We start from the raw sequence: 24,146 nt of genomic DNA, 5'->3' as shown, positions 1-24,146 counted from the left end.
CGGCTTTTTCTTTATGCAAAGGTGTCGGCTTTGCCTATATAGCTTATTAGTAGTTATTGCATTGGAGCTATAGCCTATAAAGCTCCTTAACCAGCTGTATAAATAGCTTTCGGGCCGAAGACATATACTGCTGGTGATGGTTGTTTTGTAGCAGTCCAATAGGAATATTCGGGTCTGTTAACTGGAGGGGGACGGTGACCAGTTCCTCCGGCAAAGGCATTGACGATACAACCACTCCAACTGATGGAATCGTTTTTACAAATGTGGGGATCGACGAAATTTGACTGACAGTATAAAAAAACGGCATCGACGGAAAGCGTGAAAGCTCTTTCTCCAGTCGTATATGGTACAAGCAGTTCTTACCTCCGACGATAAGCGGATACTCGTACAGATCTTCGAGATGAAGCTCACTTTTTACCGCAAAAGGGTGATTACGGGACACAATAAAGGCGATGTGTTCGTGATATACGGGTTCAAAGTGTAAGGAAGGAATCAAGTGAGGTTCCCCGGAGATTGCAAAATCCAGCTTACCGTCCACCAAAGCATTTGCGAGTGCATCCGTGTTTCCAACTGTAAAATGGCACGTAATATTCGGTTTATGCTCTCGAAACTGCTGCAGAACCAAGGGCAGTACGGTAGCCGCCACCGTTTCAATCACACCGATATGGAGCGTGCCAATCTCCTCCTTTTTCAGAGACTTCGCCTGGTCCATTACAAAATTCCAATGCTGAATAAGCCCGTTTATCTCCTCGGCATATAGTTTGCCTGGGGACGTTAACTCTGCATCCCAACCCCTTTTAAAAAGCTGAAATCCCAGCTCTTTCTCTAGCCTCTGGATTTGGTTCGTGACTGTAGACTGAGCGTAGTTTAATTTGGCAGCAGCTTTTGAAAACGTTCCTTCTTCGATTATGGTACGAAATGTAGTTAATTCTTTCAGATCCACGCATGTTCATCTCCATCGGTAAAATTGAATATATTTATGATTATTTTCAATTATACAGATGAAAATAAGAGGAGTACAATCATCTTATCCCAGCGAATAGGAGAGATGAACATGCCATTTGTACGAATTGGCTACATGGAGCAGCAATACACAGAGCAAAAGTTGCCTTGGATTAGTCGCTGTATCATGAATGCTTTGATCGAACATTTTCAGGTTCCAGAAAAAGATTACTTTCAGGTTTTTCATGCTCATAAGCAAAGCGAGTTTTATTATAGTCCCGATTATTTGAATGTATCCAGAACAGACAAGCTGCTGTACATCCAAATTACAATGGGATCGGGTAGAACTACGGAACAAAAAAAGAGTTTCTACCAAAAGTTAGCGGAACTCTTATCTATTGAATGTAAGGTTAGACCGGAGGATGTATTTGTGACACTGGTAGAGACTGAATTAGAGGATTGGTCCTTTGGCAACGGACTTGCCCAGATGATTGTATGAAGCATAAATTGATCAGATCGAGTATTCGGGAAACCATCGGTGATTTTGCTCCCGCTTTTGTAGGTTATACGGAGGATGTTCTTTTTGGAGATGTATGGAGAAGAAGTGAGCTATCTCTCAGAGAACGGAGTCTCATTACAGTTGCCGCTCTGGTAGCGTGTGAGCATGTAAATCAACTTCCTTATCATCTGAAACTGGCCAAGGAGAACGGAATTTCGGAGGAAGAACTGGTTGAGGTCATTACACAGCTTGCCTTTTATGTAGGATGGCCCCGGGCAGCCTCAGCTATTCAGGTTGCCAAAGAGGTGTTTTGCAAAGAGAAAGAGAGTTAAGCGTGAACCCAAAACCGCTAAGCACAAGGGATTCCGAGTGTTTGGCGGTTTTTTGGCATGATTGTGTTGTTATTCTGCATTGAAAGCGGTATAGTAAGAGTAATTGAATGAGGGGTGAAGTGCCCTTCGGGATTGTTACTGATAAGCAGGCGATACCCAAATAATGACTAATTGATTTAGTCGTTATTTGGTTTTTTTTGTTATTACAAACTTTGTCATTACATCAATGAGGTGAGCAGATAAATGATCATCCGGCAAATTTTTAACAACAATGTCATCCGAGCCGAAAATCAGGTGGGTCATGAATTTGTTGTCATCGGGAATGGTCTGGGCTTTAAAAAGAAAAATGGCCAGAGGGTCGATGAGGAAAAAATAGAAAAAACCTTTGTATTAAAGTCCGATAAAATTCCACAAAAATTAATAGATCTTATTGGGGAAACATCCGTAGAGTATTTAAAGGTGACGGATGAAATTGTAGGCAGCGCAAAAAAGGAAATGGGAGATATTTTTAGTGACAATATTTATATTTCTCTGATTGACCATATTCAATTTGCCATCTCTCGATACAGAAAATCCGTGGGACTTAAAAATTCACTCTTATGGCAAATTAAAAAATTTTACAAGAAAGAATTTATGATTGGAATGAATGCATTGGATATCATCCATGCTCAATTTGGCATCCAAATGGATGAGCATGAGGCCAGCTTTATTGCTATGCATTTTGTAAATGCAAGACAAGACGGCCAGGGTATGAAACAAACGGTTGAGATTACCGAGGTGATTGATGACATTTTCAACATTGTAACCGATTACTATCAGATTACACTGGATGAAACTTCGTTCAATTATTCCCGGTTTATTACTCATTTGCAGTACTTTGCCCAAAGATTGCTGAGCAATGAACAAGAGCAATTAGCTTCAGGGGATAACTTCTTGTATGACCAAGTCAAAGATAAATACGAGAGGGCTTTTCAATGCACCCAATTGATCAATCAATATTTGGAATTAAAGCATGAAAGTGCTATGTCGATTGACGAAAAAGTGTATTTGACGATTCATATACAGCGTGTAACCTCCAGAAACGATATGGCTACTTCTTAGAAAAAAAGCTTGCAAACGATTTCTAAGTGATTTATAGTAGGCTCACAACTTAAATATAAGGATTGTTACTGGTTAAGCAGGCGATACCTAAATGAATGGCAGTGATCATTTTCTTTGATCATATAGGCCTTTCGTTTAGGTATTTTTTTGTTTTCAGGCAATCTGCCCAAGAGGAGAATGAACATGGACCATAAGAAAATGGGCGAGGACATCGTACGTCTCGTTGGAGGAGAAGAAAATATCAATGGGCTTGTCCACTGTGCTACACGACTCCGATTTGACCTGAAGGATTCACGAAAAGCCGAAAGAGAAGCGCTTGAGAAGCACGAGGGGATCATTACCGTTGTTGAAAGCGGAGGACAATTTCAAGTTGTTATTGGCAGCCATGTTGCCTATGTATATGCGGAGATTATGAAAAACAGGGATTTTGGATCGAATTCCCCTGCAGCCAGTGAATCCAGTGGTAAAAAAATATCGGTTATATCCACAATCTTTGAAGTCATTTCGGGCAGTTTCTCCCCGTTGATTCCGGCGATGGCGGGCTCGGGGATGATAAAAGCACTCCTGACGGTTCTGACTCTGCTGGGATGGATGTCTGCAACAAGTGATACTTATATGATCCTGTCTGCTGCAGGGAATGCTGTGTTTTACTTTTTGCCGATTTTGCTTGGGATCACGCTTGGTATAAAGCTGAAGGCGAATCCTTATGTAGCTGGTGTGATCGGTGCAGCTCTCATGGAACCCAACTTTACGGGACTGATGGACAAGGGCTCTGATGTATCGTTTTTAGGAATACCGGTAGTCATGATGAACTACTCCGCCAGTGTTTTCCCGATTTTCATATCCATTAGCATCTATGCGTTGGTGGATAAGTTTTTGAAGAAGATCATTCTTAAGGATTTACAACTATTTTTAGTTCCGATGCTGGCTTTAATGATTATGGTTCCACTATCTGCGATGGTTTTCGGACCTTTCGGTACAGGGGTAGGAGATTGGATTTCTTCAGGTGTGACATGGTTAATCGGTGTAAGTGGCATTTTGTCAGGGATTGTTCTTGGCGGTTTTATGACCTTTATGGTCGTCTTCGGACTTCACTGGGGTTTTACACCTATTACGATTCAAAATATCGGTGTTGGCGGTGATCCGATTGAGGCGATGGCTGCAGCAGCTGTATTTGCTCAAATTGGTGTCGCATTTGGTATCTTCCTGAAGGCGAGAAAAGATAAAACACTTAGAACTCTTGCCGGTTCCACGAGTATTACAGGATTGCTGGCTGGTGTGACAGAGCCGATTGTGTATGGTCTGGTGCTTCGTTATAAACGTGTCATTCCGATTGTCATTATCGCAGGCGCTCTTGGCGGAGCTATCAATGGACATTTTGGGGTGAAAATGACGGCTTATGTGTTTCACAACATTTTTGCGATTCCAGTATATACGCCAACCTTGGTTTACGTGATTGCCATTGCCTGCTCATTCGCGGCAGCAACCGTACTAACCCTTATTTTTGGGTATGAAAGCAAGGTGAAGGGGGAGGCCCCAGAAACAGTTGAATCCGTGAAAACAGCAGAACCAGAGCCTGTTGTTACAGCAACCAAGGTCGTTGATATCAAGAAAGAAACGATATACAGCCCGATCACAGGCAGGATCACACCATTGAGTCAAGTGAATGATTCTGCATTTTCTACAGGGGCTATGGGAAAAGGGTTAGCTATTGAACCGTCTGTGGGTGAGGTTGTAGCGCCAATAGATGGAGTCGTAACCTCGCTGTTCCCCACAGGACATGCCATAGGATTGACTTCCAATGCGGGTACAGAGATATTAATTCATATCGGAATTAACACCGTTGCGCTGAAAGGGAAGCATTTTAATCCAGTGGTTAAAGAAGGCGACAGCGTGAAACAGGGCGATTTGCTAATCCAGTTTGACAGGGAACAGATCATAGAAGCAGGATACGAAATCGTAACGCCTGTCATCGTCACACTCACGAAACATAAAGTGGATGTATTTGAGACAAATCAGGAGCAGATTCAAAAAAATGAAGTATTGTTAACCTTGGTTGTGTGATACTGGCAAGCATCATCATTACACACATAAATTGCGAACATCAGAAGGATATAACTATACTGGAGGGACTAGATCATGAAACATAATCAATTGAAGGCATTTCCTGAAAATTTTTTCTGGGGAGGTTCCACTTCTGCTTATCAAGTAGAGGGTGCATGGGACGAAGATGGAAAAGGACCCTCTGTCATTGACATGGCTAATCACGTCGAAGGGGTCACTGATTTTAAGGTAACCAGTGATCATTACCATATGTTCAAAGAAGACGTAGCTCTGATGGCTGAAATGGGCTTTAAAGCATATCGTTTCTCTATTGCTTGGACACGTATTTATCCCCAGGGCGCAGGTGAAGTTAATCAGAAGGGAATCGCGTTTTACAGCTCATTAATTGACGAACTAATCAAATACGGGATTGAACCGATTGTTACTATGTATCATTTTGATCTGCCTTATGCTCTTGAACAACAAGGCGGTTGGTCGAAGAGGGAGACGATTGATGCCTTCGAACAGTATGCCAAAACATTGTTTGAGAACTTTGGAGACAGGGTGAAATATTGGTTAACCATTAATGAGCAGAACATGCTGATTCTCCATCCCGGTTCTATTGGCACATTAGATACAAGTCTGGAAAATCCGCAAAAGGTACTGTACCAACAAAATCATCATATGTTAGTCGCGCAGGCGAAAGCGATGGTATTGTGCCATGAAATGCTACCTGACGCGAAAATTGGACCAGCGCCGAATATCGGGGTTATCTATCCAGCCAGTTCCAAGCCGGAAGATACACTGGCGGCTGATAACTATGCAGCGATTCGTAACTGGCTCTATCTGGATATGGCTGTATTTGGCCGTTACAATCACATTGCGTGGAGCTATTTGGTCGAGAAAGGCTATGAGCCTGTCATTGAAGAAGGGGATATGGACATTTTAGCGAAGGGAAACCCGGACTTTATCGCATTTAATTATTATACCTCTCAAACCGTAGGAGAAAGTTTAGATGACGGAAATGATTTTTCACATACAGGTGATCAGCATGAAATTGTGGGTGAACCTGGAGCATATCGAGGTTCCGTCAACCCCAATCTGCAAACGACGGAGTTTGGTTGGGAGATTGATCCGGTCGGTTTTAGAACCACATTACGACAAATTTATTCTCGCTACCACTTGCCTTTAATCGTAACAGAGAACGGCCTGGGCGCTTTTGACAAGCTTGAAGAAGGGGATGTAGTGAATGATCCTTATCGTATTGACTTTTTCAAGAAACATATCGAGCAGATTCAACTGGCTATTACAGACGGTGTAGAAGTATTCGGCTTCTGTCCGTGGTCTGCGATTGACCTTGTTAGTACCCATCAGGGCTCCAGCAAACGTTACGGGTTTATCTATGTGGATCGTGAGGAGTTTGATCTCAAGGATCTGCGTCGTATTCGTAAACAAAGCTTCTATTGGTATCAAAAGCTGATCTCCACAAACGGTGAAATTCGTTAATTAAAGTATCATAACTAGAGCACCTCCCTGAATGGAAGATTTTCATTTAGGGAGGTGTTTATATTTTTTAAACCTTAGGGGGAGAGGTTGATTTCATTTAAGCAACAACTATCCCTTTTCCAGAAGTGTGATTATATAATAGAAGAAACACAAACGGAAAGGACATCATGCATTGACCTTACAACAATTAAAATATGTCATTGAGGTTGCCAATCGTGGCTCCATGAATGAGGCTGCGAAGCGGTTGTTCATTTCCCAGCCCAGTCTGTCGAACGCGATTCGCGATTTGGAGGAAGAAATTCATATCACCATTTTTGAGCGTACCAATAAGGGAATTTCTTTGTCCAAGGAAGGCGTGGAATTCCTCGGTTATGCACGTCAGGTCGTTGAGCAGGCGGAGCTGCTGGAAAGTCGCTATCTGGATGCCAAGCCTTCACCACAGCATTTTGCTGTGTCCACGCAGCATTACGCTTTTGCTGTAAATGCATTTGTGAATCTGGTGAATCAATATGGTCAAGAAGAGTATGAACTGGCTTTACGAGAGACCAAAACCCATGAAATCATACAGGATGTCAAAAGCCTGCGCAGTGAGATTGGAATCCTGTATCTGAACGAATTTAACGCCAAGGTCATTAACAAGCTGCTAAAAGATGCGAATCTGCAATTCAATAGCCTGTTTACGGCCAAGCCACACATTTTTATCAGTGCCAATAATCCGCTATCCCGACAGTCCATCGTGACCATTGATCAGCTTCATCCCTACCCGTATCTGTCCTTTGAGCAAGGGGAGTACAATTCCTTTCACTTTTCCGAGGAGATTCTCAGTACGTTGTCACATCCCAAAAGCATTCGTGTCCATGACCGGGCGACCCTTTTTAATTTGCTCATTGGCTTGAACGGCTATACGATTTCTACCGGGGTGATCAGTGCGGATCTGAACGGTAACGACATTATTTCCGTCCCTCTGGAATGTGATGAGTCTATTAATGTGGGATGGATTTGCCATAAAAACGCTGCGCTCTCCAAGCTGGCTACCATCTATGTAGAAGCGTTGCATGAGGCGATAGGGGAATAAAAGGTTGGGTATAGCCTTAGGCTATAACTAGCTATAGTTTATTGGAGTTACCTTATAACTGAAAATGTATGTTATCTTTCTTACAAGAACTTCACTATAGAAGCGAAAAAGGAGATAACCCTAATGAGCAGCATCCTTGACAATGCATCCCAACGTAAAGTCACCCCTTTTAGACATGATATGGTCGGCAGCTTTTTGCGCCCGCAAGCGATTAAAGACGCCAGAATTCAATTTCAAAATAATGAAATCTCTGCGGACGAGCTGAGAAAGATTGAAGATAACGAAATTATCAAGCTAGTGGAAAAGCAAAAATCCGTAGGACTTCAAGCCGTGACAGACGGTGAATTCAGACGCTCCTGGTGGCATCTTGATTTTATGTGGGGTCTGGACGGCGTGGAAAAGGTACAGCTTTCGAACGGCTACCAATTCCAAGGTGTGGAAACAAGAGCGGAAACCGCACGCTTGTCCGGTAAAATCGGACATTCCCGTCATCCTTTCATTGAAGATTTCAAATTCCTGAAGCAAGTAGCAGGTGAGGATGCCATCGCGCGCCAAACGATCCCGGCACCTGCACAGTTCCTAGCCGAGCTGTTGCGCGGAGAGAATAAAGAAACAACCGATACGTATTACAGCAATCTGGATGAACTGGTGACGGATATCGCCAAAGCCTACAAATCCGTGATTCAAGCGTTGTACAATGAGGGCTGCCGCAGCTTGCAACTGGATGATTGCACATGGGGGATGCTCTGTGATAAAAACTATTGGGAAGCTAGACAGCATGCAGGTGAAAATGTGGAAGATACCAAAAAGCTGTTTGCCCGTGTGAATCAGGAAACGGTGAAGGATCTTCCAGCCGATTTGGTCGTTACGACTCACGTATGCCGTGGTAACTACCATTCCACCTGGGCATCTTCTGGCGGCTATGAGCCTGTAGCCGAAACCCTGTTCGGCATCGACAACATCGACGGCTACTATCTCGAATTCGATACCGACCGTGCAGGTGATTTCACACCGCTTAAGCATCTGAAAGATCAAAAGCAGGTCGTACTGGGCCTCGTTTCCTCCAAAACAGGTGAACTTGAAGACAAGCAGACGGTCATTAACCGCATTAAGGAAGCGACTCAATTCGTGGACATCAACCATATCTGCCTCAGCCCACAATGCGGCTTCGCTTCGACAGAAGAGGGCAATATTCTGACAGAAGAGCAGCAGTGGAAAAAGCTTGCTTTCATTAAAGAAATTGCGGACGAGATTTGGAAGTAAGGTTTGGTTTAGGATATTTAAAAGGTTCTATTAGTTAAGGATATTTTATTGAAAAACACGTCATATATGGACGTGTTTTTTGATCTTTACAAGATTAGGTGGGGGTTTTCTTTTGATTGAATTCTATAACATAAACAACATGGTCATATGGTTTCGCTAAACTGATGGCGGGAAACTCTAAAAAAGCATAATCTCTGAGTATCCTAAAAAAGGCTAAGACTCTTTTATGTTTGTCCACTTCCTATTTACAACTCTTGCATACAATGGATTGTAGAATGGTATTAAGAGGGAGTGACAAAAAAATGAGTCTTTATTTTCGAAACAGCACCAATTCTACCGTACAGGTAGCCATTTTCTATCACGCGAGTAGGTGTGGGTTTGTCTTTGTGGGACAAACGGGTATATTGTCTACCTGGTACCGTCTGGCGCCTGGTCAAACGAGGGAAGTTGTTACTGGCAACGTAGGGGATAGAACAATATATTATTACGCTGAGAGCGTATCAAGAAATCTTGTGTGGTCAGGTAGTTTTCCCATACATGTTCCTAATTATAACTTCAGTGGATGTTGGATCTGGAATATTAATGGTAATCTATGCAATAATTGCAGAAGAGTTGGTTTTAAAACACTTAACATCCAACGCGGTTTCGTGAACTTTACAGTCAACCTTATTACAAATAGTGCTCAAAGAAAAACGAAGCTAAAAAATGTTCGTATGGTATTGCCCACAAAAAGGGTAAAAAGAAAATCTAAATTGAATGACCGCAAGAAACTACCTAGAAGCCAATAATTTCATAATGGCGGGAAATCCTTTGCAATTTCGTATTCGATTCGCGCTTTTATATAAGAAACTTGAAATTAAGTTAATACTGGATATATATATGTTAATTTAATTTTCGATAGGGTATTGAACTTACGTAAAACAATAGTGCAATAGGAACTGCCTTGTTAACTAAAGGTGGCTCCTTTATTTTTGCTAAAAAATCCTTTTAATTTGTAATCTCCCGTATCACATTCCTCGCCAAGCGTACTTTCTCTGGACTCGATTTTTGGAGTATTTTTACGATTTCTTGTATATCAGTTTCATGCTTTGTAACCTTAATATCCTCATTTACATAAGCAAAAAGCTGAATCAAATTAACATCCAGTGCATTAGCAATTTTAGCTATATTTATTAAAGATACGTTTTTTTCTCCACGCTCAATCTGCCCTATGTATGAAAAATGGAATCCACCTTTTTCCCCAAGCGACTCCTGAGACAATCCTTTTTCTTTTCGCAAAGCACGTATTCTGGCACCCACTAATTTAAGAACTTCTTTATCTTCCATCGTCTACACCTCACTATTCTAAAAGTGTAGACAAGATATCCAAATGAAAACATTGAATAATGAATATAATAAATAATAATAATATCTATAAGTATTATTTTAGAGTATAATAAGACTATTCTTTAAATTCTCTGGAGGAATAGATATGAAAGAAGCTCCTTCTACCTTTATTCCAAGTCCCACTCAACCGTCCAGACCCTCACAACACCTACATCATTCAATAACGGATTTTCACACTCTATCCCAATACCACATGAAACTAGCCCAAATCCTGTACAAGCACAATCAAGTCCAATGCTGCATTATCCTATGTGACTGGGCTTTGACCTCCATGTTAAAAGCACTATATATGAAAGAAAACAACAGCCGTTTCCCTCCCGGATTACTGTCTATGACTGATCTGCTGCACTTATTACATACCGAAACCAACCCGGGATTGGATGTTGTTGTATTTATAGGCACCACTCAATTTCTTTCATCTCAGCTAGAAAGCTCTCTCCTTCAAAAGATGAAGCACAAGGATGTGAGCAGGCTGCTGCGAAGAACGGACGACATTCTCTGCCAGTTGTCATCCAGAGTCATTAGCGATCTATCTCAAACGTATCAGTCCATTTTCTGAGTAGTCCTTCCATGGCAAATAAACTTGCCGATTCGCCCTGTCGTTATCCGCTTTTCTTCATACGATAAGAGTAAGCTTTAACGCAAGGAGGGATTCAGACATGGGTGAAGTAGGTTACGGTGGAGCATGGACATCCACAGGAGCGATTTTGGTATTGTTCATTTTGTTGGTAATTATTACTAAGTCTTTTCTGATCTAACAGCAGGTTAGCATCGCTTAAATCCACAAATCGGCCTTCTTTCACGACATCGTGAGGGAGGGCTTTTTATGCAGAATAGGTGTTAGCCCAACATGTTGTCTGGCCCTGCAAGCATTGTTATACTTTACATACAGGGAGATTTTCCCTCAAATATATGGCAATACGGATAGCGTAAGACGTGGAAAAACAGAAATTCGTTGACCAAAATCAGGAGGATCGCATGATGAATATGGCAAGCAGTCCATTTCAATTTACGACAGACACGGCGACTCTTTGCTTATTTGATACGCAAGCTCTTAAGCATCGTTTGGACGATGATCCGGATTGGTGGTCCATCGAAGAGGACGAGCTGGGCGAGTTGAATGCGGGAAATGTAGCTTTTTTGAATCTGGGAGCCGACGGGACCTATGAGGTTTTGATGACAGATCATATTGACAAGCCTGCTGTACGACTGTTTTTGAAGGTTCCCTCAGGCAACCTATTTATTGGAGCAGGGGAGGAAGCCACAAGTGGTGGACTGGAGCCTGAATGCGTATGGGGAGGGACGTTCCTTTCTGTGCAACCGGGATTTTATGAATGCTTGGCGAGCAGAGAAGACAATCGTATTTATCTTTCTTTAAAAAAAGGAAGCGAAGGCAGCAATAGCTTTACAGGTCTGATTCGATTGTAGGTTGCAGGCAACCCGTAGCGGCCCATACAAGCCGCCTGAACAGGTGGAAGCAGGAACATCCGAAACCAGGAAAATGGATAAAAGGCTATCCCCACGGCTTACACATCCGTGAAGACAGCCCTTTATCTGTCTATTGATACTTTACAATAATGGCATTGCTGATTTGGCGGCCGGGTGTGGTGAGGTAGGAGCCGTTGTAATACAGCCCGCTGGAAGCACCGCCGTCCAGATTCATGGCTTGATAAGCGCCGGCCTGCTTCATCATTTGGGCGAGCTGCGGTATAGTCGCTCCACTTGTGGTTAGGAGGATTAGCTTATGATCCCGACTTATCCCGAGTGCGCTGCGGGCGCCGCCGCCTGTTAATATTTTAGGGTCCTTGAAGCCTTCGGCTTTGACATTTAGGGAAACCTGACCGTTCGTGACCAGACGAGGCCCGGCTTGAAGGGCACCTTCGACACTGCCTTGGCTTAAGCGTTGTTCAAAGGCAGAACCCGACATTAGCTCGGATAAATGGTTGGCATCGTAGGTGAAGACCGTCCGTTGGTCGCCGGAGCTTTTTTTCAACATCTTTCCATGGCTGACCAGATAGCCGTAAGGCGTTTTGTAGGAACTTTTGGTATAGGCGTCAAAGAATGTACCATTGATGGCTACAACCGCTTGGTTACGTTTGGCGAGACTACTTAAGTCTTCCACTTTACCAATGGAATCGCCTGCCAGTGCCACGTCCAGGCTTACCTTGGGATGGAGCATAGAGATGGTGACCACCTTAGCGGAAAATGTACGAGACCCGACCTTGAAGCTTTTATGAGCTGTCGTAATGGGTGTAGTGTTTCCGGGTAACTTGCCAGTATGTACCGGAAGCGTGACGGACTTTGCACCTTGCTTAATGCGTACAGCTGAGGTTTCCTTTTGCCATGAGACTTGCAGGTTTAGATATTGACTGATGAACTGCAAGGGTACATAGGTCGAACCGTTATCGGTAAAAGGAGCATTTTGCAAATGGACCGTTTGATCATTCACTTTGGCAGTAGATTTCCCGGCAAATAGGGTGATCCGAGTATTGCCTTGCGCAATTTCTATTTTTTTGTCCGCTGCCGTTAAATTGAATGTGATCCCTTCATAGCTGTTCAGAAGACGAAGCGGGATGAAGGAGTGGTTACTCTGGTCCACATAGACCAGCATAGGTGCTGGGGCAGCAGCGTAGATCGGGGATACCAGTAATAGCAAGGACAGGATAACAAGTGCGGTGATTCTTTTCATGAATAGATCAATCTCCTTATGTAGTCTTGACACTTTACGAGGTGCTTGTAATTATATCGGGTTTTATAAGTTGTAAATGTATGTTATGCGAATTTTGAGTGTTTAGCTGGTATAGGAAGCGGGAGGTTGGAGATGAGCAGGTATGAGACAAGACTTGAGGATTACCGTCGCAGAGAGCGCCCGTCTTATCGTGTATTTGAAGGATTGCAGGAATTGGTGCGTAGCGTGGGGCAACTGCATAATAACTGGTTATATGTGAATGTGGATCAATGGGATCAAGACCCTGTTCACACACCGATTTATTATTGGGATGAGCATTGGCTAGAGGAATGTGCAGAGGAGGGTACAGTCGTAACCAACGAACAGGACGAGTATATTCCCAAGTGGGTGCCGGATCGTCAGGTTCAAACCTGGTTTGAGTTGGCGACCTTCGAAAGTATTGTGGAAGTCCTTAAGGCTGCTGGACAGCCAGTGACGCTTCAGATGGTGATTATAGCGGTAAAATACTATGACAAACGAGATGCCTTTCTGGACTATGAAGAGGTGAAGGCAGTGACAGACCTGTGGTCTGTGCTGACAAAGGTGAGAAACCACCTAACAGAATGAACAAAGCCTGTAGAACAAACAGGGCATACATACACTGGATGGGGGAAGCAAATGAGTTGGTTGAATCATGAAATGGCAGCAAAGTGGCGACAGGAAGGAAAAAGGTATGCCGCAGATGTGAATGAATTTGTCAGAGTCGGCATGGAAAGTGAATGGCAGCAGGAGCAATCAGAGCCAAACCAGGACGAACGCCCCAAGATGGCCAAAGATATTTTTCGTATGATTCAGGAGGCGAATCAGGCTGGTGAAATAGAGCAGTTACGTCGAGAGATTCCAGCCGCGTCTTGGCCGCTTACACCAGCGTTCGAGGAGGCTTTGCAAGCCGTTAGGCCAATAGCTTTTGTGAATGGAGGCAATGAAGTCATTCTACATGCGGGCAATCCTCGGGAACGTGGGACGGTCTATGTGACGGGAAAAGATAGAATCTTGCAAATCCCCGGACTGCATCGAGTAGGCTGTTCGCCGGACGGGACTTATTTTGCGTTGGTGGATGAACAGGGGATTCGTATTGTTCGTCAACCGGACCGAAATCTGCAAGGAGAAGAGACAGCACATTTTCAGTGGAAGGATATACAAGGACGCTTAAAAGCATCCATTCCTGATCTGGAGTGCTTGGGAGATGAGGAGCATCCTGAGGATATATTAGATGAAGTGATTCCGTTTGGCGATGGACAGCGACTTCTGTTGGTTTGCGGTTACGGCGTTTATTTGCTGGCTGGTGATCAGGTGGATTTGATCCATCCCAAGGCGTCTGAACGAAAAGAACTAGAGCTGGAAGACACGATTGTGGATATGGCCCATGGAGCTGTGTCGAGGGATGGACGTTGGATTGCTTACGGTAGCCAGATGAGTGAGCATATGCTTATGGATCTGTCCGATAAGACGGTGCATACATTGGAGCCAAGTTCTAGTTATCCGCATTATGCTCTATTTTCCAAAGATGATCTGGACGTCTGGTACAATGCCTGTCATTTCTACAACGGCGCCACCATTCAAGTGTCGATTGCTGAGGTGGAGCAGGGTCTGGCTCAGAATAAGGAAGAATGGCCGATGATGAATGAAGAAATGCGAGTATACGCTGCAACAGCACTGACACAAGGAGCTATTTTGGGTGATGCCTACGGTTATCTCCGTCTGATTGACAGGGAGGGTCGTGAACTTTGGCGCTATTTTGTCGGCAGTACGATATCCGGGCTGGCAGTTACACCTGATGAAGGTATGTTGGCGGTTGGAACGTATGGCGGTATGCTTCATTTGATTGATTTGCAGAGCGGCACGAAGGACGAATATAGTATTGGCACCGCTCCAATTCACGAGACAGCGCGTTGGGTGATCTGGCGGAACTATGAGCCCTTGCGCTGGTAATACTAATATTCCGCAAATGGTGATAAAAGCAAGTTCTGATAAGCTGAACTTAAAAAGTGTAGCAGCACATGATTAAAATGCTATTTTCAGATAGAGGGCATTTGGCATTAACCCATGATGCAAAATGTGAATAGAGAGGAAAGAGGTGTGAAGACATGGACAAGAAAGCGGATATTCGTACATCCATGAAGGAACTATTTGCTCAGATGGATGAAGCCTTTTTTATGGATGTGGAAGAAAATGTACCGATTGAAATGCGTGATGGGAATGTCGATGAGGAGGGATGGATCAAGTGGAAGCCTCTCCCTTCACAGATTACTGAACAGGAAGTTAGGGAGATGGAGGAAAAATACCATTTTGAGCTGCCGCCCCTGCTAAGGAGTTTTATCATGTCCTACCATTATGTATCTTTACAATTCGATAATGAGTCCATCCCGGGAGTATACTGGAGCGATTGTACGTTTGTTGAGTTCCCACGTCTGCCTGTAGGTCAGGGCTTAAAAGCATTTTATGATTTAATCGATCAGTGGTCACCCTTGTTGTCAGCAGGCTACATTCCTTTTGCAGTAGCAGAGGACGACCAGGGTCCCGTTTGTTTAAATGCAGGCAGCAGACATAAGGACGGTGATTATCCTATTGTTTGGTTCTTTCATGAGGACCTACAGCATTTGGATGAGGATGAGCTGCGGATCAGGAGTAATCTGCTTCCCCATGTACAGGGGCTGTTTCCCTCCTCTGTCGAAATGTTTAACGTGATGTTTAAGCACATTAGACACTAGCGATTTCCTAAAATGTAATTTTACTGCTCAGCCAACCGAGATATTGACATAAAAAATGAGGAATGTTATAAAAAAGGTAGGCTAGCACTCGAAAGATGGGAGTGCTAACAAAGTAGAATCGTTTGCATAGCTCATATCTGCTGGCCTTACATAGGTTCATATTTGAAAGGAGATATCCGAATGGAGAAAAAACAGTTTCAGGCTGAGTCCAAGCGTCTGCTCGAAATGATGATTAACTCGATTTACACGCAAAAGGAAATTTTCCTAAGAGAGCTGATCTCCAATGCAAGTGATGCGATTGACAAAATTTATTACAAAGCATTGACGGATGATCAACTGGTCTTTGACAAAGAAAATTATTATATCAAAGTAACTGCCGATAAGGATAACAGAACGCTAACCCTGCGTGATACCGGGATTGGTATGACCAAGGAAGAACTAGAAAATAACCTGGGTGTTATTGCTAAAAGTGGTTCACTGGCATTCAAAAATGAAAATGAATCCAAGGATGGTCATGACATCATCGGTCAATTCGGCGTCGGCTTCTATTCAGCTTTCATGGTAGCCGATGTGGTTACAGTGACTACCAAGGCTTTGGGAAGCGATACTGCATATAAATGGGAATCCACAGGTGCAGACGGGTATACCATTGAGGCAGCTGAGAAGGACGAGGTTGGAACCGAGATAGTTCTGAAAATCAAGGCAAACACCGAAGATGAGTCCTACGATGAATATTTGGACGAGTATCGTTTAAAAGCACTGATTAAAAAATACTCCGACTTTATCCGCTATCCGATTAAAATGGATATTACAGGCAAGCGTCTGAAAGAGGGAAGCGACAACGAGTTCGAGGATTACGAAGAAGAACAGCGTATTAACAGCATGGTTCCTATCTGGAGAAAAAACAAAAGCGAGCTGACCGACGAGGATTATCAAAATTTCTACGCGGAAAAACGTTATGGCTACGACAAGCCGCTCCAGCATATCCACGTCAGTGCGGATGGCGCGGTAGTGTACCAAGCTATTCTGTTTATTCCTGAAAATATTCCGTTTGATTTCTACTCCAAGGAATATGAAAAAGGGCTGGAGTTGTATGCCAACGGTGTGCTGATTATGGAAAAATCTCCTGACCTGCTGCCGGATTATTTTAGCTTTGTCAAAGGTATGGTCGACTCCGAAAGCCTGTCGCTCAACATTTCCAGAGAAATGCTGCAGCATGACCGTCAGCTGAAACTGATTGCCAAAAATATCGAAAGCAAAATCAAAGGCCAATTGCTAACCTTGCTCAAAAATGACCGGGAGAAATATGATCAGTTCTACAAATCATTTGGCAGACAATTGAAATTTGGTGTCTACAACGATTACGGCAGACATAAAGAAACTCTGCAAGATCTGCTCATGTTTTACTCTTCAACAGAGAAAAAGCAGGTTACTTTGGACGAATACGTATCGCGTATGCCAGAAGATCAGAAGTATATCTATTATGCTTCCGGGGAGTCCAATGAGCGTATTGAAAAACTGCCGCAAACCGAAATGGTGGCTGACAAAGGCTACGAAATTCTGTACTTCACCGATGATATTGATGAGTTCGCTATTAAAATGCTCTTAAGCTACAAAGAGAAAGAATTCAAATCTGTTTCGAGCGGCGATCTGGGCATTGAGCCTGACGAGAATGAGAAGGAAACAGAAGCAGAACAAAACGACAACAAAGAGCTGTTCGAGTACATGAAGGGCTTGCTGGAAGGCAAGGTATCCAGTGTTAAAGCCTCCAAGCGCTTGAAGACACATCCGGTATGTCTGTCCGCAGACGGCGAAGTGACGATTGAGATGGAAAAAATCTTGAACGCCATGCCTAATAACGCCGATGTCAAAGCGAATAAAGTGCTGGAAATCAACGTAAACCATGCGGTGTTCAACTCTTTGAAAGAAGCTTTTGACAAGGATAAGGAGAAGGTAAACCTCTATACGGCATTACTGTATAATCAGGCTTTGCTGATCGAAGGCTTGCCACTGCAAGATCCGGTTGAATTCACGAACGATATTTGCAAAATCATGGTTTAACAAGCTTTATTATTGTATAGAGCCGTTCCCATACTGGGGGCGGCTTTATTTATCATAAACACTTCTTAAATCTCCATAATAGGTCATATAGCGCTTACAGAAGAAGGGATGGGCCCACACAATGCCGATCATACTCAATTAAAGGAGGGCAATTATATGAGTCTGGATAGAGATAGAAAGGAACTCCAAAATTTAGAGCGAAGTGAGCTTATAGAGTTAGTGGAAAAAATCATCAGAGGTGAGGGAACAGAAGAGGAAATCGACAGTATGCTGACCATAGTGATGCAAAATACGCTCCATCCGGGGATCAGTAATTTGATCTACTGGGATGACCGTGACTTGAGTGCAGCTGAGATCGTAGATGAGGCATTACGCTATCAGCCCATTATTTTACCACCCCATGAATCTTCTTCATAGGATGCGGAGGGGTGGTCTTTTGTTTAGAAATAAGATAGTATTAACTCTTTAGGACTATGAGCATTAGATTCAAAAAAACTTCCGTTAAATACGTGCTGACTTCCCTGGAGTGTATGAGGTAATGTTTGTTTTCTGCACACTTTACGGAGTTTTTATGCCTAATTTTGAGATTTGTAAAGTTTTTGTGACATGTTCCTGTGAATTTTGATACAGCAAATTGTCGTTTTTCTTGATTATTTGGTGGGATGTCTTTATAATCATTTTGTTTGCAAGAATGATTAGCGATTAGCGTATGGAATAAGGAGGTTATTTATTTTGGGAAAAGCATTGATTATTGGCGCCGGTGGCGTGGCCAGCGTTGTGGTGCATAAATGTTGCCAAAACCCAGATGTATTTGAAGAAATTTGTATCGCAAGCAGAACTGTTGAGAAATGCGATGCGCTTAAAGAGAAGCTGGGTGGAGGTCGTACGAAGATCCAAACGGCTCAGCTTGATGCTGACAACACCGACATGGTCATTGACTTGATTCGAAGCTTTCAACCGGATGTAGTTATCAATGTGGCTCTCCCTTATCAGGATTTGACGATAATGGATGCTTGCCTTGAGACAGGTGTTCATTACGTTGATACGGCGAACTATGAACCGCCGGATACGCCGAAGTTTGAATACAGCTGGCAATGGGCCTACAAAGAAAGATTCGAAAAAGCAGGAATTACAGCTCTGCTGGGCAGCGGTTTTGATCCAGGCGTAACTGGAGTATTTACGGCTTATGCTCAAAAGCACTACTTTGATGAAATTCATACGATTGATATTGTGGATGCGAATGCAGGGGACCACGGATATCCTTTTGCAACTAATTTTAATCCGGAAATCAATATTCGTGAAATTACGGCGAAGGGCCGTTACTTTGAAAACGGAGAATGGATTGAAACTGAGCCACTTTCTGAGAAAAAGGTATACGACCTTCCTGAAATTGGACCGAAAAATATATATCTTTTGTACCATGAAGAACTGGAATCTCTTGCAGTGAATATTAAAGGCGTGAAAAAAATCCGCTTCTGGATGACGTTCTCGGACAATTATCTGAATCATTTGAATGTACTTCAAAACGTAGGCATGACTTCGATCGAGCCTATTGATTACGAAGGACAACAAATCATTCCACTGCAATTCCTGAAAGCTATTTTGCCAGACCCGGCTTCTCTGGGACCAAGAACAAAAGGCAAAACGAACATTGGTTGCATCATCCAAGGTGTGAAAGATGGAAAACCAAAAACGTATTATGTTTACAATGTTTGTGATCATGAGGAATGTTATGCTGAAGTTGGCTCCCAAGCCATTTCTTACACAACTGGTGTTCCTGCTATGATCGGCGCAATGCTTATTATCAAAGGTATCTGGAAAAAACCAGGCGTTTACAACGTTGAGGAATTTGATCCAGATCCATTCATGGAAGCACTAAATAAACACGGATTGCCATGGCAAGAGAACTTTACGCCAACGTTGCTTGATTGAGGCCTGCGATGAATATTGATATTACAGGACTTCCATCACCTTGTTATCTTGTTGACGAAAGACTTCTTGTCAAAAATCTTGAGGTTTTAAATTCCGTTCAAGAGCGGACAGGCTGCAGTATTTTGCTTGCTCTTAAGGGATTTTCGATGTTTTCGACCTTTCCTCTGGTTGGCAAATATTTAAAAGGCGTAACCTCCAGTTCGTTGTTCGAGGCCAGACTCGGTCGCGAAAAAATGGACAAGGAAGTTCACGTATACGCACCTGCTTATGTAGACAGTGAATTTGATGAGCTATTGGAATATGTTGACCATATTGTTTTCAACTCCTTTGATCAACTGAAACGCTACAAAAGCAGAGTGCAAGGCGTAACTTCCAAAAAAATCGACATCGGCATTCGAGTTAATCCGGAATATTCGGAAATCGAAACGCCGTTGTATGATCCTTGCTACAACAACTCCAGAATGGGTGTGACCCTGGCTAACTTTAGACCTGAGGATCTGGATGGCGTGGATGGTATTCATTTTCATACGATGTGTGAACAGAATTCAGATACGCTGGAGCGCACCATTAAAGTCGTGGATGAGAAATTCGGGCCATACATTAAGAACATGAAATGGCTCAATTTCGGCGGCGGTCACCATATTACCAGAGAAGACTATGATCTGGACACGCTGGTACGCTGTATTCAATATTTTCAGGATAAATATGGTGTGCAGGTTTATCTGGAGCCAGGCGAAGCTATTGCTTTGAATACTGGATATCTGGTGGCTACCGTATTGGATACGATGAAAAACGGAATGGATATTGCCATTCTGGATACTTCGGCTGAATGTCATATGCCTGACGTGCTGGCTATGCCATATCGCCCGAATATCATCGATGCAGGCCAGCCTGGCGAGTATGCACATACTTACAGACTTGGTGGGCTTACGTGCTTGGCTGGAGATGTGATTGGAGACTATTCCTTTAAAGAGCCATTGAAGCCGGGAGACAAGCTTGTATTCTGCGACATGGCCCATTACACGATGGTCAAAAACCACATGTTCAACGGAGTCAACCTGCCAGCCATCGCCAGCTACAACGACGAAGAAGGCATCAAGGTAATCCGTCAGTTCTCCTACGAGGACTTTAGCTCGCGTTTGTCGTAAGAAAAGGTTACTAATATACAGCAAACCAAAAAGCCTCGCCCCTAAAATTAGGAGTGAGGCTTTATTGTATAGGAAACTGAATTAGTATCTTTATTCCTCAATTTTGGCGGAAATCTTGTACCAGAACAATTGACCGATTTCGTAGCCTGGCACTCCCACTTCTAAGTAGTACTCTTTGCCAGCCTCAAGTTTTTTACCTAAAGTATTCTGTCCTTCTTCTGTTGTTTTAATCATATGACCATCGCTATCTGTTAGAGTCAATTTTAACCATGCATTAGGATACTTATCCCCTTCAATTTTAAAATCAACCCACTTGGTCTGAAAAGCCTTAAATTTATAAATATCGTAAGTATCGTAGTCTCTTCCTTCAATGAGTTCCCCTATGGTTCCGTATATATCACTACCTAGCCAAACTTCGCTGGCCTTATCATACCAATTGTTAGGCTCCCTGTCAGTTCCATTACCGAAGAGTTGGTTGGATTCCTTTGCAACTGGTACAGAATCTGCCTCTGCAGCTAAAGCGACACTGGCAGTAGTACTCAACATAAGTGTAAGACCTAATGAAGCTAATAATGTTTTCTTCATGAATAAGAGCCCTCACTTTTTTGGTTTATATTCATTTAAGTATACATATTAATTTCAGGTTGTTATTCTATATCATTCACTAAATAATCATATACACAAAAGAAATAACAATACGTGAGTATAATAGAATTCTTGTTATAAGATGGTGATTTTCCATGATGCAGAAGCTTATACGAGCCATAAGCACGGAGAAGGTGTTAGCGTTCATTCGTAGTTCTCCTACGAGGATAGCTGCGTTTGTGGTAAGACAAGAGTTGTTAAAAGTTGTAAAAATGTGGTCCTGAAAAAGGATCGTGTTTTTTGTTAACTTCAATTTATCCTTTGATCTACTTGATCGTAGAAGTAATTTTATAGTCGAATAATTGTCCTAACTCAGCACCGGGTGTTTCTACGACCAGGTAGTACCATTTGCCAGCTTCAAGATTTTTACCTAAAGAGTATTCACGATCATTTGCATATCTAATGAAGTGTCCGTTACTGTCAGCCAAACCAAGTCTCAGCCATGTATTAGGGTATATGTCCCCTTGAATATTAAATTGATACCAACCAGACTGAAAGGCTTTAAACTTATAATAATCGCTATTGTCATAACCTCCATCAATGTGTTTGCCTATTTCCCCATAGATGTCGTCTCCTGCCAGTATTTCACTAGCTTCATCGAACCAGTTATTAGGCTCTCTGTCAGTCCCATTTCCAAAGAGCTGGATAGATTCCTTTTGTAAAGCGGGTGCTCCTTCTTGAGCTTCTTGAGCAGATGCAACAGCGGAGGATGTGCTTAATAGGAGTGCAAGACCTAGTGTAGAAAAAACTGCCTTTTTCATTTAATAATCTCTTCCCTTCTTTTGTTTTGTGGGATTTATATGATATATATTACTAATCTCATCCAGTATTATATAGTACATTCCAATAAATTGGAATAATAAACGAAAGTATATATTTTTTTGTCACAATTATGTGTTTTTACAAATTTATTCACCGAACTTCGACATATAAATTGACCAACTTGCTGTATACTATAAAGTTCCATCTTAATATGCTTTCATGAAAAGGGGCATTCTATTTTAGGGATAACAGAAGCTATGTTATACTCAATAATTGGAGGTGGAAAAATGTTCGACCCGACCGTTTTCGATAATTTAAAAGTGGCTATAGAAAATGCAGTTTACGATCTGGATAATCTGGATTCACGTATTGACATTACACAGCGGATTGACAGATTGGAAATGTCTGTGATGTCACGTGAATTTGCTGTCCAATTCAGACTGAGAGAACACCCGGGTGTGACGGCAGAGCTTCAACTAAAGATGGATTTAAACAACCTGGCTGCAGAAATTTTGGAAATGGAAGATCAAACTCCGGGATGTAGCTTATTGCTGTATTTTAATATGGAGATTCGAGAGATTGAGACACAATGCAGCCGGATTGAAAATATACTGACCGACATTTGGAAGCCCGAACTTCGACCAGTACAGACATTAAGTCAGATTTACGGGGAGAAGACTTCTACATACCAAAACAGGATTGAACTCCGATTTTCCAGGCAAATTAACGAAGATCAGATGGAGGATATTCCAGAGTTGTTGGAGCATATATTGCTGACGCTTATGGAATTAAACAAGGTCTAAACATCCCTCTTCCTCTTAATGAAAGACAGGCTGTTGTCGTTTGGGGGATTTAGAGGTAAAGGAGCTAGGGATATATGATAAATGAACCCGATTTTTCTGAAATATATGCGATTATGGAGTCTTCTTTTCCAGCATCAGAATGCAGGACGTTTGAGGCTCAAAAGGCTTTATTGAAGCGTCCTAGCTATCGTATTATCACTGAAAAAAATGAGCAGGGGAATATAGTCGCTTTTTTGGCGGGCTGGGAATTCGCGTATTTTCGGTTTGTAGAGCACATTGCGGTAGATTCCCGTATACGAGGTGGCGGATTAGGCAAAAAGCTTATGAGTAGATTTATCTCACAGTCTGATCATCCGGTAGTGCTGGAGGTTGAGCCGCCAGTGGATGAATGGTCACGGAGAAGAATTGGCTTTTACGAACGATTGGGGTTCCATTTGAACCATTTTGAATATGTACAGCCCCCTTTAAGAGAAGGACAGGCGGATCTGCGGCTTCAGATTATGAGCTATCCAGGTGCGTTGGCTGAATCGGCGTTTGCTCCGTTTAAAGAGATTTTATATACCGAGGTTTATGGGCTTAAATAAGAGACTAGACAGCTAGTAGATAAAAGTAAAAGGCTCTGCTTATACCGTATGGGTACGGGAGCGGAGCCTTTGTTCTAAAAAGCTAGAGGTGCTTCATTATCGTTCATGTTTTGTCCATACCATTACAAATTCTTTCTCGTCAGTTTCGGCATCAACAGATTCCGCTTGAATGGTAAATCCATTTTTAGTATAGAAGTTAAATGCTTTCGTGTTCGACTGGTATACCTTTAATTGAATCTCATCATGTTGCTTCTTGATCCAATCTAGTAGTAACTTGCCATAGCCTTTTCTTTGAGAATCAACACGTATAAACAGAGCCGCCAAGTATCCATCCAACATGGAGACGAAGCCGCCAATGCTATGATCATCTTGTATGATAACGTAGTTTTGAGCGAGAGGAAGGTACCTGTTTTCCATCTCGGTAACTTGTGATGCCCAATACTGCGGAGCAATAAAATGATGGGCTTCTATGGAAGCATCTAGCCAGATGGCTGCCAACTCGTTGAGCTCTTCCACATTTGCGGGTCTAATCGACATCGTATCTCCTCTTTCACAGTGCAGTATGTAATCTTATAGATGATGCTGAAATAAAAAAGACCGTCCGAGGACGGTCTTTCTACCCGTG

26 protein-coding genes are annotated in these 24,146 nt (G+C 42.7%); 20 read left to right on the top strand and 6 right to left on the bottom strand.

All coding sequences use genetic code 11. From position 1 onward, the window contains the following. Window positions 1-67: 67 nt before the first annotated feature. Entirely contained in the window at window positions 68-943 is an 876-nt protein-coding gene (locus tag G9G54_RS02790; RefSeq protein WP_165175944.1) for a LysR family transcriptional regulator, read from the bottom strand. 111 nt (window positions 944-1,054) lie between these two features. Between G9G54_RS02790 and G9G54_RS02785 the strand changes: the two genes are divergently transcribed. The 8 genes from G9G54_RS02785 (at window position 1,055) to G9G54_RS26190 (ending at window position 9,549) form a co-directional block, all read left to right on the top strand. Beyond that, window positions 1,055-1,441 carry a tautomerase family protein gene (locus tag G9G54_RS02785; protein ID WP_165175942.1) on the top strand — a complete coding sequence of 129 codons (387 nt, stop codon included), beginning with the start codon at window positions 1,055-1,057 and terminating at the stop codon, window positions 1,439-1,441. Continuing rightward, the gene (locus G9G54_RS02780) at window positions 1,438-1,773 is read left to right on the top strand and encodes a carboxymuconolactone decarboxylase family protein (RefSeq protein ID WP_165175940.1); all 336 of its coding nucleotides are present in this window, start codon (window positions 1,438-1,440) and stop codon (window positions 1,771-1,773) included. The genes G9G54_RS02785 and G9G54_RS02780 overlap by 4 nt, the downstream gene beginning before the upstream one ends. A gap of 243 nt (window positions 1,774-2,016) precedes the next feature. After that, window positions 2,017-2,874 (top strand): BglG family transcription antiterminator LicT, encoded by an 858-nt coding sequence (gene licT / locus G9G54_RS02775; RefSeq protein ID WP_165175938.1) that lies wholly within the window; start codon window positions 2,017-2,019, stop codon window positions 2,872-2,874. Window positions 2,875-3,057: 183 nt separating this feature from the next. Then, the gene (locus tag G9G54_RS02770) at window positions 3,058-4,938 is read left to right on the top strand and encodes a beta-glucoside-specific PTS transporter subunit IIABC (protein ID WP_165175936.1); all 1,881 of its coding nucleotides are present in this window, start codon (window positions 3,058-3,060) and stop codon (window positions 4,936-4,938) included. 75 nt (window positions 4,939-5,013) lie between these two features. After that, window positions 5,014-6,423 (top strand): glycoside hydrolase family 1 protein, encoded by a 1,410-nt coding sequence (locus G9G54_RS02765; protein ID WP_165175934.1) that lies wholly within the window; start codon window positions 5,014-5,016, stop codon window positions 6,421-6,423. A gap of 172 nt (window positions 6,424-6,595) precedes the next feature. Continuing rightward, window positions 6,596-7,498, top strand: coding sequence for a LysR family transcriptional regulator (locus G9G54_RS02760; protein WP_165175932.1), 903 nt, complete (start codon window positions 6,596-6,598; stop codon window positions 7,496-7,498). A 123-nt stretch (window positions 7,499-7,621) separates the two neighbouring features. Next, window positions 7,622-8,761, top strand: coding sequence for a 5-methyltetrahydropteroyltriglutamate--homocysteine S-methyltransferase (locus G9G54_RS02755; protein ID WP_025719664.1), 1,140 nt, complete (start codon window positions 7,622-7,624; stop codon window positions 8,759-8,761). A gap of 263 nt (window positions 8,762-9,024) precedes the next feature. After that, window positions 9,025-9,549: a DUF1036 domain-containing protein gene (locus G9G54_RS26190; RefSeq protein WP_445667607.1), complete on the top strand. Its 525-nt coding sequence runs from the start codon at window positions 9,025-9,027 to the stop codon at window positions 9,547-9,549. A 199-nt stretch (window positions 9,550-9,748) separates the two neighbouring features. Here G9G54_RS26190 and G9G54_RS02745 read toward each other — a convergent pair whose 3' ends face one another. After that, on the bottom strand, window positions 9,749-10,087 hold the full coding sequence (locus G9G54_RS02745) for a helix-turn-helix domain-containing protein (RefSeq protein WP_165175930.1): 339 nt from the start codon (window positions 10,085-10,087) through the stop codon (window positions 9,749-9,751). A 391-nt stretch (window positions 10,088-10,478) separates the two neighbouring features. Here G9G54_RS02745 and G9G54_RS25340 point away from each other — a divergent pair, with 391 nt between their 5' ends. From G9G54_RS25340 to G9G54_RS02735, 3 genes are all read left to right on the top strand, one after another. Continuing rightward, a complete protein-coding gene (locus tag G9G54_RS25340; protein ID WP_238807658.1) occupies window positions 10,479-10,706 on the top strand; it encodes a hypothetical protein in 228 nt (75 codons plus the stop codon). A 100-nt stretch (window positions 10,707-10,806) separates the two neighbouring features. Further along, window positions 10,807-10,905 carry a hypothetical protein gene (locus G9G54_RS25335; protein WP_014599622.1) on the top strand — a complete coding sequence of 33 codons (99 nt, stop codon included), beginning with the start codon at window positions 10,807-10,809 and terminating at the stop codon, window positions 10,903-10,905. A 223-nt stretch (window positions 10,906-11,128) separates the two neighbouring features. Continuing rightward, window positions 11,129-11,575 carry a DUF6386 family protein gene (locus tag G9G54_RS02735; RefSeq protein WP_238807656.1) on the top strand — a complete coding sequence of 149 codons (447 nt, stop codon included), beginning with the start codon at window positions 11,129-11,131 and terminating at the stop codon, window positions 11,573-11,575. Between the two features lie 130 nt (window positions 11,576-11,705). Here the strand turns inward: G9G54_RS02735 and G9G54_RS02730 are convergent, their stop codons facing one another. Further along, the gene (locus G9G54_RS02730) at window positions 11,706-12,836 is read right to left on the bottom strand and encodes a phosphodiester glycosidase family protein (protein ID WP_165175924.1); all 1,131 of its coding nucleotides are present in this window, start codon (window positions 12,834-12,836) and stop codon (window positions 11,706-11,708) included. A 132-nt stretch (window positions 12,837-12,968) separates the two neighbouring features. On the opposite strand from G9G54_RS02730, the gene G9G54_RS02725 reads away from it, so the two are divergent. The 7 genes from G9G54_RS02725 (at window position 12,969) to nspC (ending at window position 20,727) form a co-directional block, all read left to right on the top strand. Beyond that, window positions 12,969-13,442, top strand: a complete 474-nt coding sequence (locus tag G9G54_RS02725; protein WP_165175922.1) for a DUF7716 domain-containing protein — start codon at window positions 12,969-12,971, stop codon at window positions 13,440-13,442. Window positions 13,443-13,493: 51 nt separating this feature from the next. Beyond that, window positions 13,494-14,807 (top strand): PQQ-binding-like beta-propeller repeat protein, encoded by a 1,314-nt coding sequence (locus tag G9G54_RS02720; RefSeq protein WP_165175920.1) that lies wholly within the window; start codon window positions 13,494-13,496, stop codon window positions 14,805-14,807. 155 nt (window positions 14,808-14,962) lie between these two features. Then, window positions 14,963-15,586, top strand: coding sequence for an SMI1/KNR4 family protein (locus G9G54_RS02715; protein WP_165175918.1), 624 nt, complete (start codon window positions 14,963-14,965; stop codon window positions 15,584-15,586). Between the two features lie 180 nt (window positions 15,587-15,766). Further along, complete coding sequence (htpG, locus tag G9G54_RS02710; RefSeq protein ID WP_165175916.1) at window positions 15,767-17,647, top strand: molecular chaperone HtpG; 1,881 nt, start codon at window positions 15,767-15,769, stop codon at window positions 17,645-17,647. 156 nt (window positions 17,648-17,803) lie between these two features. Next, entirely contained in the window at window positions 17,804-18,064 is a 261-nt protein-coding gene (locus G9G54_RS02705) for a bacteriocin immunity protein (protein ID WP_165175914.1), read from the top strand. A gap of 315 nt (window positions 18,065-18,379) precedes the next feature. Next, window positions 18,380-19,579, top strand: a complete 1,200-nt coding sequence (locus G9G54_RS02700) for a saccharopine dehydrogenase family protein (RefSeq protein ID WP_013309649.1) — start codon at window positions 18,380-18,382, stop codon at window positions 19,577-19,579. 8 nt (window positions 19,580-19,587) lie between these two features. After that, window positions 19,588-20,727, top strand: coding sequence for a carboxynorspermidine decarboxylase (gene nspC / locus G9G54_RS02695; protein WP_069079886.1), 1,140 nt, complete (start codon window positions 19,588-19,590; stop codon window positions 20,725-20,727). A gap of 90 nt (window positions 20,728-20,817) precedes the next feature. On the opposite strand, the gene G9G54_RS02690 is transcribed toward nspC, so the two are convergent. Both G9G54_RS02690 and G9G54_RS02685 read right to left on the bottom strand, forming a co-directional pair. Further along, window positions 20,818-21,312 carry a hypothetical protein gene (locus G9G54_RS02690; protein ID WP_165175912.1) on the bottom strand — a complete coding sequence of 165 codons (495 nt, stop codon included), beginning with the start codon at window positions 21,310-21,312 and terminating at the stop codon, window positions 20,818-20,820. Window positions 21,313-21,638: 326 nt separating this feature from the next. Further along, window positions 21,639-22,133, bottom strand: a complete 495-nt coding sequence (locus G9G54_RS02685) for a hypothetical protein (protein ID WP_165175910.1) — start codon at window positions 22,131-22,133, stop codon at window positions 21,639-21,641. A gap of 288 nt (window positions 22,134-22,421) precedes the next feature. Between G9G54_RS02685 and G9G54_RS02680 the strand changes: the two genes are divergently transcribed. Both G9G54_RS02680 and G9G54_RS02675 read left to right on the top strand, forming a co-directional pair. Then, the gene (locus tag G9G54_RS02680) at window positions 22,422-22,937 is read left to right on the top strand and encodes a hypothetical protein (RefSeq protein WP_165175908.1); all 516 of its coding nucleotides are present in this window, start codon (window positions 22,422-22,424) and stop codon (window positions 22,935-22,937) included. A 74-nt stretch (window positions 22,938-23,011) separates the two neighbouring features. Beyond that, window positions 23,012-23,521, top strand: a complete 510-nt coding sequence (locus tag G9G54_RS02675; protein ID WP_165175906.1) for a GNAT family N-acetyltransferase — start codon at window positions 23,012-23,014, stop codon at window positions 23,519-23,521. A gap of 96 nt (window positions 23,522-23,617) precedes the next feature. Here G9G54_RS02675 and G9G54_RS02670 read toward each other — a convergent pair whose 3' ends face one another. Beyond that, window positions 23,618-24,058: an N-acetyltransferase gene (locus G9G54_RS02670; RefSeq protein ID WP_165175904.1), complete on the bottom strand. Its 441-nt coding sequence runs from the start codon at window positions 24,056-24,058 to the stop codon at window positions 23,618-23,620. Window positions 24,059-24,146 lie beyond the last annotated feature (88 nt).

Source organism: Paenibacillus sp. EKM212P (assembly GCF_011066115.1).
Lineage (GTDB): Bacteria > Bacillota > Bacilli > Paenibacillales > Paenibacillaceae > Paenibacillus > Paenibacillus polymyxa_B.
The sequence above is the reverse complement of the archived record's forward strand: the minus strand, read 5'-3'. Positions and strand labels throughout refer to the sequence as shown.